The organism is Microvirga arsenatis, from assembly GCF_009910705.1.
Classification (GTDB): Bacteria; Pseudomonadota; Alphaproteobacteria; order Rhizobiales; family Beijerinckiaceae; genus Microvirga; species Microvirga arsenatis.
The window spans coordinates 80,965-94,860 of sequence record NZ_JAAAXJ010000003.1 but is presented as its reverse complement, the minus strand read 5'-3'; the positions used below and the strand labels follow the sequence as shown (position 1 = coordinate 94,860).

General features: G+C 67.1%; 12 protein-coding genes. All 12 read right to left on the bottom strand.

Translation table 11 applies throughout. The features are described 5' to 3' along the window. Positions 1–10: 10 nt before the first annotated feature. A complete protein-coding gene (gene murB, locus GR303_RS06590) occupies positions 11–931 on the bottom strand; it encodes a UDP-N-acetylmuramate dehydrogenase (protein ID WP_161723577.1) in 921 nt (306 codons plus the stop codon). Positions 932–1,090: 159 nt separating this feature from the next. Then, entirely contained in the window at positions 1,091–2,506 is a 1,416-nt protein-coding gene (murC, locus tag GR303_RS06585; RefSeq protein WP_161723576.1) for a UDP-N-acetylmuramate--L-alanine ligase, read from the bottom strand. Then, positions 2,503–3,621, bottom strand: coding sequence for an undecaprenyldiphospho-muramoylpentapeptide beta-N-acetylglucosaminyltransferase (gene murG / locus GR303_RS06580; RefSeq protein ID WP_161723575.1), 1,119 nt, complete (start codon positions 3,619–3,621; stop codon positions 2,503–2,505). Before murG ends, murC begins: the two co-directional genes overlap by 4 nt. A gap of 4 nt (positions 3,622–3,625) precedes the next feature. Continuing rightward, entirely contained in the window at positions 3,626–4,765 is a 1,140-nt protein-coding gene (locus GR303_RS06575; protein WP_161723574.1) for an FtsW/RodA/SpoVE family cell cycle protein, read from the bottom strand. Between the two features lie 2 nt (positions 4,766–4,767). Beyond that, positions 4,768–6,159 (bottom strand): UDP-N-acetylmuramoyl-L-alanine--D-glutamate ligase, encoded by a 1,392-nt coding sequence (gene murD, locus GR303_RS06570; RefSeq protein WP_161723573.1) that lies wholly within the window; start codon positions 6,157–6,159, stop codon positions 4,768–4,770. Positions 6,160–6,164: 5 nt separating this feature from the next. Continuing rightward, positions 6,165–7,250, bottom strand: coding sequence for a phospho-N-acetylmuramoyl-pentapeptide-transferase (gene mraY / locus GR303_RS06565; RefSeq protein ID WP_161723572.1), 1,086 nt, complete (start codon positions 7,248–7,250; stop codon positions 6,165–6,167). A gap of 3 nt (positions 7,251–7,253) precedes the next feature. Further along, entirely contained in the window at positions 7,254–8,687 is a 1,434-nt protein-coding gene (locus GR303_RS06560) for a UDP-N-acetylmuramoylalanyl-D-glutamyl-2,6-diaminopimelate--D-alanyl-D-alanine ligase (protein WP_161723571.1), read from the bottom strand. Beyond that, entirely contained in the window at positions 8,684–10,153 is a 1,470-nt protein-coding gene (locus tag GR303_RS06555) for a UDP-N-acetylmuramoyl-L-alanyl-D-glutamate--2,6-diaminopimelate ligase (RefSeq protein ID WP_161723570.1), read from the bottom strand. Before GR303_RS06555 ends, GR303_RS06560 begins: the two co-directional genes overlap by 4 nt. Continuing rightward, a complete protein-coding gene (locus tag GR303_RS06550; protein WP_425487113.1) occupies positions 10,150–11,916 on the bottom strand; it encodes a peptidoglycan D,D-transpeptidase FtsI family protein in 1,767 nt (588 codons plus the stop codon). Before GR303_RS06550 ends, GR303_RS06555 begins: the two co-directional genes overlap by 4 nt. Before the next feature lie 5 nt (positions 11,917–11,921). Beyond that, on the bottom strand, positions 11,922–12,317 hold the full coding sequence (gene ftsL, locus GR303_RS06545; protein WP_161723568.1) for a cell division protein FtsL: 396 nt from the start codon (positions 12,315–12,317) through the stop codon (positions 11,922–11,924). After that, a complete protein-coding gene (gene rsmH, locus GR303_RS06540; protein ID WP_161723567.1) occupies positions 12,314–13,363 on the bottom strand; it encodes a 16S rRNA (cytosine(1402)-N(4))-methyltransferase RsmH in 1,050 nt (349 codons plus the stop codon). The genes ftsL and rsmH overlap by 4 nt, the downstream gene beginning before the upstream one ends. Next, on the bottom strand, positions 13,360–13,857 hold the full coding sequence (gene mraZ / locus GR303_RS06535; RefSeq protein WP_161723566.1) for a division/cell wall cluster transcriptional repressor MraZ: 498 nt from the start codon (positions 13,855–13,857) through the stop codon (positions 13,360–13,362). Before mraZ ends, rsmH begins: the two co-directional genes overlap by 4 nt. Positions 13,858–13,896 lie beyond the last annotated feature (39 nt).

Below are 13,896 nucleotides of genomic sequence, written 5' to 3'. Positions count from 1 at the left end.
GCGATTCGAATCAGGGCTTCGGCAGCCCGACCCGCTTGATTTCCCACTCGAGCTCCACGCCCGACATCTCGCGGACGCGGCGGCGGACCTCTTCGCCCAAGCCCTCGATGTCTGCAGCGGAGGCGGAGCCATGGTTGATCAGGAAGTTGCAATGCATCTCGGACACCTGGGCGTCGCCCATGCGAAGCCCACGGCAGCCGGCGGCATCGACCAGCTCCCAGGCCTTTCGGCCCGGCGGGTTCTTGAAGGTGGAGCCGCCCGTGCGTGTATTGACCGGCTGGGTCGAGGAGCGCGCCTCGGTGATGGCGTTCATCTCGGCAAGGATCTCCTCCGGATTGCCGGGACGGCCCTCGAACAGCGCCTCGGTGAAGATCACGTCGTCCGGCACGCTCGAATGGCGGTAGGTGAAGCCCATCTGCGCATTGGTGAACGTGACCGCCTCACCCGTGCGGGTGACGCCCCTGGCTTCGACGAGCACGTCCTTGGTCTCGCCGCCATAGGCGCCGCCGTTCATGCGCAGCGCCCCGCCGATGGTGCCGGGGATGCCGCGCAGGAAGGAAAGGCCCGCGATGCCGGCCTCCGCCGCCGCGCGCGCCACCTTCACGTCCGGCGCGCCGGCTCCGGCGCGCACGCGCAGGCCCGGCTCCACGGCAACCTCGGCGAAGCCCTTTCCGAGACGAATCACCACGCCCTCCCATCCGCCGTCGCGGATGAGCAGGTTCGAGCCCAGGCCGACGACGAGAACCGGGACGCTGCGATCGAGCCGTTGCAGGAAATAGGCAAGGTCGTCCGCATCCACCGGCGTGAACAGCACCTGCGCCGGGCCGCCCGTGCGGAACCAGGACAGGGGCGCCGTCGGCGCATTGGCCTCCAGCCTGCCGCGCAGCTCGGGCATGCGGGCCTTCAGCTCGGGAACGATATCAGAAAACATGAAGCACCCCACAGCCCTCATCCTGAGGAGCGAGCATAGCCCGCGCCTCGAAGGATGGCGGCGTCTCCGGCGAGCCCCGGAAGCGGTTTCGCCGTCCTTCGAGACGAGCGCTTCGCGCGCTCCTCAGGATGGGGAAACCTTGTGCTGCTGCACACAATTTCAAGCGGCCTTCTCGCCCAGGGCCTCAAGCTCGGTCGGCAAGGCATAGGCCCATTGCGTGATGTTGCCCGCGCCCAGGCAGATCACGTAATCGCCCGGCTTCGCCACGCCCTTCACGAGGCCGGCGAGCTCCTCCGACCTTTCGAGCGCCATCACGTTGCGGTGGCCGCGAGCCTTGAGACCCGACACGAGGCTGTCGCGGTCCGCGCCCGGGATCGGCTGCTCGCCGGCCGCGTAGACCGGGGCGACGATCACCGCATCCGCATCGTTGAAGCAGGTGCAGAACTGGTCGAACAGGGAGGACAGGCGCGAGTAGCGATGCGGCTGCACCACGGCGATCACCTGTCCGTCCGTGGAGGCGCGCGCGGCCTTGAGCACCGCCGCGATCTCGATGGGATGGTGGCCGTAATCGTCGAACACGGTGACGCCGTTCCACTCCCCCGTGCGGGTGAAGCGCCGCTTCACGCCGCCGAAGCCCGCGAGCGCCTTGCGGATCTGGTCGGGCGAGACGCCGAGTTCGTGCGCGACGGCGATGGCGGCGGTGGCATTGAGCGCATTGTGCGCGCCCGGCATCGGCAGGACGAGGTCTTCGAGCTCGAGGCGGAAGCCGGGGCGGCGGTCGCGGATCATCACGCGGAAGCGGTTCTTGCCGCCGCGGGAATCCACGTCCATTAGGCGCACGTCGGCCTGCGGGTTCTCGCCGTAGGTGATGATGCGCCGGTCCTCGATGCGGCCGACGAGGTCCTGCACGGTCGGATGGTCGATGCACATCACCGCGAAGCCGTAGAACGGGATCGAGTTGATGAAGGAATGGAAGGCGTCCTTGATCGCGTCGAAGGTGCCGAAATGGTCAAGGTGCTCGGCGTCGATGTTGGTGACGATGGCCACGTCCGCCGGAAGCTTGAGGAAGGTGCCATCCGACTCGTCCGCCTCCACCACCATCCACTGGCCGTCGCCCATGCGGGCATTGGTGCCGTAGGCATTGATGATGCCGCCGTTGATGACCGTGGGGTCGAGCCCGCCCGCATCGAGGAGGGTCGCGACGAGCGACGTGGTCGTGGTCTTGCCGTGGGTGCCGGCCACCGCGACGCAGGACTTGAAGCGCATGAGCTCGGCCAGCATCTCGGCGCGGCGCACCACCGGCAGACGCTTCTCGCGGGCGACGACCAATTCCGGGTTGTCGCGCTTGATGGCGGTGGAGACCACCACGATCTCGGCATTCTCCACGTTCTCCGCCTTGTGGCCGATGAAGGTCTTGATGCCTTTGTCGGCGAGGCGCTTCACGTTGTAGTTGTCGGCGGCGTCGGAGCCCTGAACCGTATAGCCGAGGTTGTGCATGACCTCGGCGATGCCCGACATGCCGATGCCGCCGATTCCGATGAAGTGAATGGGACCAAGCTTCGGCGGCAGTTTCATCGTCTTTTTCCGTGATAATAGAAGGGGATGAGTTTTAGGACGGCCTGAGCCAACCGCTCAGCCGCATCCATGATGCCGGCCGTATGTGCGGCGGCGGCGGCTCTGGTCAAGCGGTCAGGCTCCTGAAAAAAGGTCTGAAGCTCTTTTGCCAGCCGTTCAGGGGTGAAGTCCGATTGCGGGCAAACGATGGCGGCGCCCAGATCCCCGAGGGTCTTGGCGTTGGCCGCCTGATCCTGATCGAGCGAGCCCGGCAGGGGAACGAGGATCGAGGGGCGACCGATCGCGGCCAGTTCCGCGACGGTCGAGGCGCCGGAGCGGGAGACCACGAGATGGGCCCCGGCCAGGCGATGCGGCAGGTCCTTGAAGAAGGGCTCGGCCTCGAATTCCACACCCAGTTTCTGGTAATGGGCGCGCACCCGCTCAAGATCCTCGCCCCTCGCCTGCTGCGTGATGACGATGCGGGAGCGGAGCGCGGGGGGCAGGAGTTCGACGGCCGGCGGCACCACGTCGCTCATCACCCGGGCGCCCTGGCTGCCGCCGACCACGAGGAGGCGGAGACTCTCGCCCGGTGTGAGCGGCGCATAGGGCTGCTTGGCCGCCTCCAGCACCGCCGGGCGGATCGGGTTGCCGGTGTGGATCACCTTACCCGGAACGCTGGCCGGAATGCCCTTGATGTTGGCAAAACCAGTCGCGATGACCGTGGCCCGCCGCGCGAGCAGGCGGTTGGCGCGGCCCATGACGCCGTTCGCCTCATGGATCGCCGTCGGCACCTTGAGGAGCGAGGCGGCGACCACCGGCGGCACGGTGGGATAGCCGCCGAAGCCCACGACCACCGCGGGCTTGAGACGGCGGATCATGCCGACGGATGCCAGCGTTCCTTGCCCCAGCTTCAGCGCGGCCTTCGCCATCTGCGGCACGGAGCGCCCCGACGGCGTCGCGGACGGGATCTCGACGATCTCGTCGGCCGGGAACGATCCCGCATAGGCATTGGCGCGCTTGTCGGTGGCGAGCGCCACACGGCAGCCTTTGGCTTTCAAGGCATTGGCGAGGGCCTCGGCCGGAAAGAGGTGGCCGCCGGTGCCCCCGGCGGTCAGGAGGACGAGAGGCGCGTTCATACTTTCAAGCCCGATCCTGGCTGAAGTGATCCATCATCTCGGCGCGAGGACGTCGGCGCGTGAGCGCGATCAGGAAGCCCATGCCGAGCGCGAGCGAAAGCAGCGAGGAGCCGCCATAGGAGATGAAGGGCAGCGTCATTCCCTTGGCCGGCATGAGATGCACGTTCACCATCATGTTGATGCAGGCCTGCAGGCCGAACATGAAGATGAGGCCCGTGGCGGCGAGGCGGCAGAACGGATCCTCGTTGCGGCGGGCGAGCGTGAGGCCGCGCAGCACGATGAAGGCGAAGACCGCGAGCAGCGCGAGGCAGACGATGATGCCGAACTCTTCCGCCGTGACGGCGAAGATGAAGTCGGTATGCGCATCGGGCAGGATGCGCTTGACCGTGCCCTCGCCCGGGCCGCGCCCGAGCCAGCCGCCGCGGGCGAAGGATTCCATGGCCGTGTCCACCTGGAAGGTGTCGCCGGAATCCTTGTCGAGGAAGCGCTCGATGCGGGCGCGCACGTGCGGCAGGAACTGATAGGCCGCGCCGATGCCCAGGAGCCCGCCGGCGCCGAGGCCCATCACCCAGAACCAGTGCAGGCCGGCGACGAAGAACAGGCCGCACCACACGATGGTGACGAGCATGGTCTGGCCGAAATCGGGCTGCAGGATGAGCGGGATGATGGTGGCGGGCAGGAGCAGGAAGGCCATCAGCGTGCCCGGCACGTCCTTGCGCCGCGCGCCCTCCGAGAAGGCCCAGGCGGCGAGCACCACGAAGGCGGGCTTCACGAACTCGGAGGGCTGGAGGCCGAGCGGGCCGATCATGATCCAGCGATGGGCCCCCTTGATTTCGGGACCGTACTGAAACGCGAGCAGGATCAGCACCATGCCCGCCGCATAGACGATGAGGGCCAGGCGCCTGATATGGCGCAGGGACAGGAACGAGACCGGAATCATGATGAGCAGGGCCGGGATGAGGAACATCACCTGCCGGTTCACGAAGTGGAAGGTCGAAAGCCCGAGCCGCTCCGCCACCGGCGGACCCCCGGCCATGAGGAAGACGAGGCCCGCAAGCATGAGGATGGCGAGGCCTGCGAGCAGCAGGCGGTCGACCGTCCACCACCAATCGCCGAAAGCCGAGCGTTCCGCGCGTGACACCATCTTCAAGCCCCCTTGGCTTCGATGCCGGGCAGGGCCCGGACCAGATCGCGGAAGTGGTTTCCGCGCACTTCGTAATTGGGAAACTGGTCGTAGGACGCGCAGGCCGGCGAGAGCAGCACGACGGCTGGGCCGTCCATCGCCGCCGCGTCGGCGGCGGCCTGCTCCACGGCCTTGTCGAGGGTGCCGCAATGAACATGCGGGACGTCTCCGCCGAGCGTCGCTGCAAACTCGTCCGCGGCTGCGCCGATGAGATAGGCCTTGCGGATCCTTGGAAAGTACGACCTCAGCGGCTCGATGCCGCCTTCCTTCGCCTTGCCGCCGAGGATCCAGAGAATGCCGTCGAAGGACTTGAGCGCCTTCTCGGTGGAATCCGCGTTGGTGGCCTTGGAATCGTTGATGAAGAGAGCGGCCCCGATGCGACCGACCTCCTCCATGCGATGCGGCAGGCCGGGGAAGGTATGGAGACCGGAGCGGATGCTTTCCGGAGAAACGTTCAAGGCCAAGGCGACGGCAACGGCTGCAGCGGCGTTCTGCGCGTTGTGCGCGCCGCGCAGCGAGCCGATGCCCGACAGATTGGCTACAGCAGCCATATCGGTTTCAGTCACCCCGACAAGGGTATCCTCGTCCGCAAAGATGCCCTTCACGCCGAGCGGCTCGATCGAGACGCGCGCGACGTTCACGCCCCCGGCTTCGCAGCGCTCGGCAATCGCGCGGCTCATCGGGTCGTCGACGCCGATGACGGCAAGGCCCGCCTTCGCCACCAGCCGCTCCTTGATCGCCGCGTAGTTCTCCATCGTCCCGTGCCGGTCGATGTGGTCGGGCGAGAGGTTGAGATGGACGCCGATGGTGGGAGCAAGCGACGGCGCGAGGTCGATCTGGAACGAGGAGCACTCGATCACGTGGATGCGGCCGTCGGAGGGCGGCTCGAGGGACAGGATCGCCGTGCCGATATTGCCCCCCATCTGCACGTCGCGGCCGGCCTCGCGCAGGATATGCGCGATGAGTGCCGTGGTGGTGGACTTGCCGTTGGTGCCGGTGATGGCCACGAAGGGCGCGTTCGGCGCGATCCTCGCGCGCTCGCGGCAGAACAGCTCGATGTCGCCGATGATCTCGATTCCGGCCTCTCTCGCCAGCTTCGCCGACCAATGCGGCTCCGGATGGGTCAGCGGCACGCCGGGCGAGAGGATCAGGGACGAAAATCGCGACCAGTCGGCATCGCGCAGGTCGGCGGTCTCAATGCCTTTGGCATTCGCCTCCGCCATCTTCGCCGGGTTGTCGTCGCAGGCGACCACCCGCGCCCCGCCCTCCTTCAAGGCAAGCGCCGTCGCCAGCCCCGAGCCGCCGAGGCCGAAGAGAGCGAGTGTTTTGCCTGCGAAGGAGGTGACGGGTGTCATGCGCCTTACCGCAGCTTCAGGGTGGCGAGGCCGGTGAGGGCCAGAATGACGGCGATGATCCAGAAGCGGATCACCACCTGCGGCTCGGTCCAGCCGAGCTGCTCGAAATGGTGATGGATCGGCGCCATCTTGAAGACGCGCTTGCCCGTGAGCTTGAAGGACGCGACCTGGATGATCACGGACATGATCTCCAGCACGAACAGGCCGCCGACGATGGCGAGCACGATCTCGTGCTTGGCCGCCACTGCGATGGTGCCGAGCATGCCTCCGAGGGCGAGCGAGCCCGTGTCGCCCATGAAGATCTGAGCGGGAGGCGCGTTGAACCAGAGGAAGCCGAGGCCTGCGCCGATGAGCGCGCCGCACAGCACGGCAAGCTCGCCGGTGCCGGGCACGAAATGGATCTGCAGGTAGTTGGAGAACACCGCGTTGCCGGCGAGATAGGCGATGAAGCCGAAGGTGCCGGCCGCGATCATCACCGGCACGATGGCGAGGCCGTCGAGGCCGTCGGTGATGTTGACCGCATTGCCGGCGCCGACGATCACGAAGCCGGCGAAGATCACGTAGAACCAGCCGAGATTGATGATCAGGTCCTTCGAGAAGGGCAGCGCCAGCTTGTTCGCCAGGCCCGGGGTGGCCATGTAGGAGATCGCGATGCAGGCGAGGCCCGCGATGATCGCCTCGATGGCGAGGCGCGAGCGGCCGGAGAAGCCCTTGTGCGACTGCTTCGTCACCTTCAGGTAATCGTCATAGAAGCCGATGGCGCCGAAGCCCACGGTGACGAACAGCACGATCCAGACATAGTGGTTCTCGAGATTCGCCCAGAGCAGGGTCGATACGAGCACGCCCGCCAGGATCATCAGGCCGCCCATGGTCGGGGTGCCGCGCTTGGTCAGCAGGTGCGTCTGCGGACCGTCCTCGCGGATCGGCTGTCCCTTGCCCTGGCGCACGCGCAGGAGCGAGATGATCGCGGGGCCGAACAGGAACACGAACAGCATGGCGGTCGCCGTCGCGCCGCCGGTGCGGAACGTGATGTAGCGGAAGATATTGAGGGGGCTGAAAATATGGCTGAGCTCAGCCAACCAGGTCAACATCGATCATCCTTTCAGCGCGTGGGCCGCAGGGCTCGCGCCGTAACGTTCTTTCAAAGCTTTGACAACCAGGGCCATCTTCATGCTGAGCGATCCCTTGACGGTCACCGCGTCGCCGGGACGCACCGCGGCGCAGACCGCATCGACCAGCTCGGCGGAACTTTCCGCATGGGCTGCAACGACGGCCTTGGGCAGGGCATCGACAAGATGTCTCATCAAAGGGCCGGCCGCGAAGACGAGGTCGGTCCCGCTGGACTGGATCGCTTCCGCCAGCTCCGAATGGAGCCCGGGCCCCTTCTCGCCCAGTTCCTTCATGTCGCCCAGCACGGCAATCCGCCGCGCCCCGCGAGCGAGCTCCACCGCCCCGAGATTGGCGAGCGCCGCGCGCATGGAGGCGGGGTTCGCATTGTAGCTCTCGTCGATCAGCAGGGCCTCACCGCCGTCGACGGAGAGGATGGTCCTCTCGCCGCGGCCGACCGGAGGCTTCAGTTCCGCGAAAGAGAGCGCCACCAGCGCCACATCGGCGCCGAGCGCATGGGAGGCTGCAAGCACGCTCAGGGAATTGAGGGCGTGGTGCCGGCCAGCCGTGCCGATCCTGTAGGTCAGGGGCTCGCCGAAGATCGTGGCATCCACCATGGAATGGTCGGGTTTCACGACGATCTGCCGGGCACGGATGTCCGCCGCCTCGTGCTCGCCGAAGGTGACGACGCGGCCGGCCGCCGAGGCAAGAGCATGGGCGCGCATGCGCTCGAAATAGGCGTTGTCGCGGTTGATCACCGCGGTGCCGCCGGGCTCGAGGCCTGCAAAGATCTCGCCCTTGGCATCGGCGATGCCCCAGAGCGAGGGGAAGAACTCGATATGGACCGGCTCCACGGTGGTGATCACCGCCACATGCGGGCGCACCATGCTCGTGAGCGGCAGGATCTCATAGGCATGGTTCATGCCGATCTCGAACACGCCGAAGGCGGTTTCCCGCGGCATGCGGGCGAGCGTCAGCGGCACGCCCCAATGGTTGTTGTAGGACGCCACCGAGGCGTGGGTCGCGCCCTGGCCGGAGAGCGCGAGGCGCATGGCCTCCTTGGTGCCTGTCTTGCCGACCGAGCCGGTGACCGCGACGATTCTCGCGCCCGTGCGGGCGCGGGCCGCGCGACCCATCTGGCGCATCGCCTCCAGCACGTCCGGGACGACGATCAGCCTGTCGGAGCCAGAGAAGGCAGGAGCCTTTTCCTCGGACACGACGGCAGCCGATGCGCCCTTCTCCAGGGCCGCCGGCACGAAATCGTGGCCGTCATGCACGTCGCCCCTGATGGCGAAGTAGAGATCGCCGGGCTCGAGCGTGCGCGTGTCGATGGAGGCGCCGGTCGCCTGCCCGAAGCCGCCGCCGACCCGGGCGCCGGTGGCGGCTGCGATCTCGTCTCTTGTCCAAAGGGGCGAATTCATCCCTGCCTCGCTGCAATGGCCGTCCGGACCTCCTCGTGGTCCGAGAACGGCAGGGTCCGGTCGCCGATGATTTGGCCCGTTTCATGGCCTTTGCCGGCGACGACCAGAATATCGCCCTGCCGGAGCTCGCTCACGGCGGTGCGGATGGCCTGTGCGCGATCGCCGATCTCGCGGGCGCCGGGCGCCCCCTTCAGGACCTCGGCGCGGATGGCCGCCGGATCCTCGGAACGAGGATTATCGTCCGTGACGATGACGGCATCCGCCTTATCGGCAGCGATCTGGCCCATGAGGGGGCGCTTGCCGCGATCCCGGTCGCCGCCGCAGCCGAGAATGCAGACGAGGCGTCCCTTCACGAAGGGACGCAGGGCATCGAGCACATGGGCGAGCGCGTCGGGCTTGTGGGCGTAGTCGACGATGCAGAGCGCGCCATCGATCTCGCCCACCTGCTCCAGGCGGCCGGAGACGCCCTTCAGGGTTCTGAAACCCTCGAACACCTCGGCCGCCCTGCCCTCGCCTTCCACCGCCAGCACGAGGCCGGCAGCGACCAGCGCGTTCTCGACCTGAAAGGCGCCGAGAAGCGGCAGGGTCGTCCGGATCGTTCGACCGTAAGCCTCGACCGTCAACGCCTGCGCGAATCCCTCGGCACGGGCTTCGACGAGCCGGATGGTCTCGCCGGCCGTACCGGTGGTGATGAGAGAAAGGCCCCGGCGGCGCGCACCCTGCAGGAACAGATCCGCAGAGGGGCCGTCGGCATTGATGACGGCCGGCGCATCCTGCGGCAGGAGCGTATCGAAGAGCCGAAGCTTCGCCGCCGCGTAGGATTCCATGGTGGCGTGGTAGTCCAGGTGGTCGCGGCCGAGATTGGTGAAGCCCGCCGCATGCAGGCGCACCCCGTCGAGGCGGCGCTGGTCGATCCCGTGCGAGGAGGCCTCCATGGCCAGGCGAGTCACGCCGTCATTGGCCAGCCGGTCGAAGCTCTCGTGCAAGGAGATCGGGTCGGGCGTCGTCAGCGAGCCGTAGGCCGCACCGTCCGAGGTGATGATGCCGAGCGTGCCGACGCTCGCGGATTTGTAGCCGAGCGCTGCGAAGAGCTGGCGCGTGAAGTCGGCCACGGAGCTCTTGCCGCTGGTGCCCGTGACGGCGACGACCTTCTCCGGCTGCCTGGGAAAGAAACGGGCGGCCGCAAGAGCGAGCGTCCGGCGCACGTCCTTCACCTGCAGATAGGCCACATGGTTCGGCAGATCGGCCGGACGTCCGGCCTCGCCGACGATGGCGACCGCGCCTGCAGCCGCCGCCTGCGGCACGAAGCTCATGCCGTCCACCTTGGTGCCGGGCACGGCGAAGAACAGGGTGCCGGGCTCCACCTTGCGGCTGTCGGAAGCGATCTTCGACACGGAAAGGGACGCCTGAGCGTCGCCTGCCGCAAGATCGAGAAGATCGCCGAGCTTCAGGGATCGCGTGCTCATCGGTTGCTGCCCCAGGCGCCGAGGCGCGACATCAGCGGGAAGGGCTGCTGCGGCGGCTCGAAGCGCGGCGGCACGCCGAGCAGCGGCGCGATGCGCTCGATGATGTTGCCCGTCACGGGGGCAGCGTTCCAGCCCGCCGTCGAGAAGCCATAGGTGCCCTCCACCGCCTGCGGCTCGTCCATGATGGTCAGGAACACGTATTTCGGCTTGTCCGCCGGCACCACCGCCGTGAAGGTGGTGAAGTTCTTGTTCTTGGCGTAGCGGCCGTTGATCACCTTCTCGGCCGTGCCGGTCTTGCCGCCCACGAAGAAGCCGGCGATCGAGGCGTTGCCGGCAGAGCCTTCCGGCGTCGAGGCATTGAGGCGCATCACGTAGCGCATCGCCTCGCTCGTCTCCGGCTTGAGCACCTGCATGGCGTTCTTGCGCGCCTCCTCCTCCGTGCGCTTCAGGAAGGTCGGCTTGATCATGACGCCGCCGTTCACCAGCGCGCCCACGGCCGCGAGCGCCTGGAGCGGCGCGACGGCAAGGCCGTGGCCGAAGGCGATGGTCATGGTGTTGAGCTCGCCCCAGCGCGGCGGAATGATCGGCAGCGCACTCTCCGGCAGTTCGGTCTCAAGGCGCGTGAGCTGTCCCATCTTGCGCAGGAAGGCCTTGTGGCCTTCGACGCCGATGCCCAGCGCCATGCGCGCGGTGCCGATGTTGGAGGAGTGCACGAACACTTCCGGCGTGGTGAGGACGCGCCGCGTCGGATGATAGTCGCCGATGGTGAAGCGGCCGTAGCGCAGGCCGGAGCGCGCATCGAAGGTCGAGTTGATGTTGTACTTGCCGGAATCGAGCGCCATCGCGACGGTGAGCGCCTTGAAGGTCGATCCCATCTCGAACACGCCGACATTGATGCGGTTGATCCGGTCCTTGTCGAGGGCGTCGACCGGGTTGTTCGGATCGAAATCCGGCAACGACACGAGAGCGATGATCTCGCCCGTGTTCACGTCCAGGATCGCTCCGGCCGTCGCCTTGGCCTTGTACTTCGCCATGCCCTTGGCGAGCTCGTCGCGAAGGGCGTGCTGCACGCGCAGATCGAGGGAGAGCTGGATGGGCTTGAGGTCGGCTGCCGAGATGTTGAAGCCTGCGCCGTTGAGATCCTGCAGGCCCATGCTGTCGATGTATTTCTCGATCCCGGCGATGCCTACGTTGTCCACGTTGGCGAAGCCGAGCACATGGGCGGCAGCCTCCGCATTCGGATAGACGCGCTTGTTCTCCGGCAGGAAGCCAATGCCCGGAATGCCGAGGCGGTGCACCTCGGCCTGCTGGCGCGGTGTGATCTCACGCTTGACCCAGACGAAGCCCTTCTTGGTGCTGAGCTTGTTGCGCAGCTCCGTGGCGTCGAGATCGGGCAGGACGGCGGTGAGAAGCTCGACGGCCTCGTCCTTGTCGACGATGTTGCGCGGCTCGGCGAAGACCGACACCATCTTCACGTCGGTGGCGAGGATCTCGCCGTTGCGGTCGACGATGTCGGGACGCGCGGCGGAGATTTCGGACGACGTGACGCGACGAACCTCGCTGGTGTTCTCGCTGGTGACGGCGAGATGGACGAGACGTCCGCCGATCAGGCCGAACAGGCCGACGAAGCACACGGCGGCGAGTCCGACGCGCGACGTGCTCTTGTCGTGACGCAGGCGAAACAGCTCGCGGGCATGACCGAGCACACCCGGGTTGCGGTGCGGTTTCTTACCCTGCCATTCGGTTTGGGGCTCTTGCGACACGAGGCTCACCGTTTCGGGGTTTGGGTCGTCGGGGTGCGGGCGTCCGAATTCTTGTCCTTCGGCGTCGAGGTCGGCTCGAGCAGGCCGAGCGCTTCCAGCTTGCGGCCGATCTCGTCCTCACGCGAGGGCCGGTTCGGAAGATCGGAGAGGCGCGCAAGCTGCTGGATCTTCAGCGCCTGCAGGTCGAGATGCTTGTCGGCAGCCTCCTGGAGGCGGTCCGGACGGTCGAGATACTGCCACTCGGCCTGCAGCACGGCGATGGCCTCGCGCTCGCGGCTCACCTGCGACTTCAGCTTCGCCACCTGCTCCACGTAGTAGAGCGTCTCGTACTTGATCGAGTAGGCGTATCCGGCCGATGCGATGAGGGCGGATATGGCGATGATATGGAGCAGTCGGATCACCGGCGCCCTCCCTTTTTCTCGGCGGTCTGCGGCAGCTCCGCAAGCATGGTGATGGCGCTCAACGGCTCCTGCGCCGGCGTATCCGTGCGCGCGCCGGCCCGCAGCTTCGCCGAGCGGGCCCGCGGATTGCGCGCCATCTCCTCTTCGCTGGGTGCGATGGGACCGCGGGTGACCGCATCGAAGGTCGGCTCGGGAGCGGCCGCGGTCGGAAGGTGGCGGGAGCCCGCCGGCGCACGCCCGGTGCGGGCGGCGAAAAACTGCTTCACGATCCGGTCCTCGAGGGAATGGAACGTAACCACCACCAGGCGCCCGCCGGGCCTCAAGATGCGCTCGGCCGCATGCAGCGCGCGCACCAGCTCGCCCAGCTCGTCGTTGACGGCGATGCGCAGCGCCTGAAACACGCGCGTCGCGGGATGGATGCCGCCCGGCTCCTGCCGGATGAGCGATGCCACGAGGTCGGCGAGCTGCCGCGTGGTCTCGAAAGGCTGACGGCGGCGGGCCTCGATGATCGCGCGGGCAACCGCGCGGGCGCGACGCTCCTCGCCGTAATGATAGAAGATGTCGGCGAGCTCGGCCTCGCTGGACTCGTTCACGAAATCCGCGGCGCTCGGGCCGTCTCTCTCCATGCGCATGTCGAGCGGACCTTCGGCGCGGAACGAGAAACCGCGTTCGGCTTGGTCGAGCTGCATGGAGGAAACGCCGATGTCGAGCACGACGCCGTCGACGCTCTCGAAGCCCTGAGCGCGGGCGATGTCGTCGAGATCGCCGAAGCGCCCCGGCACCAGCATCAGCCGCTTCTTGAACTTCGCTGCGAGCGCAGCGCCGCCCGCGATCGCATCGGGATCGCGGTCGATGGCGACGACCTTGTTCTGCGGATGGGCGTCGAGAACGGCGCGCGTGTAGCCGCCCGCACCGAACGTGCCGTCGATGAATGCGCCGCCGCCCCTGACGTCAAGTGCCGTGCAGACCTCCGCCAGGAGCACAGGAACGTGACGGGGCGGTCCGCCAGCGGCTCCGGCTCCTGGGCCGTCGCCGCGCCCCATCATCGTTCCCGTGCTCCTGGTGAGGTATTCTGCACCAATCGTGGCTCCACAATGCGGTTTCCCAAGGCTTTCTTCAGGTCTCTGACCTTCGTGCGCGCCTCCTCCAAGTGCGCACGGAAGCGCTCGGGCTCCCAGATCTGGAACTTGTGACCGAGCCCGACGAACGTCACCGTATCGCCGATCCCGGCATGCACTTTTACCGTATCCGTCAGGATGACACGCCCTTCCGGATCGACCTTCAGAATCTCGCTGGTCCCGAACAACGCCGTCGACAGCTGATCCCGCTCGTCCGAATAGGGCGACAGCGTCGACAAGAACGCATCGATCTCGTTCAGAAGCACATTGCCGCCCGCGTCCAGTGCCGGCGCGTCCAGCGCCGGATGCACGTAGAGCCCCTCGAATCCATCCTTGGCCAGCACGGCCCGGAAGGATGCGGGGATCGAGACGCGACCCTTCGAATCCAACTTGTTGGTGAAATTGGACACGAAGCGGTTCATTGGCCGCAGCTCGCACGCTCCTGATTGTCAGCCCCCCGG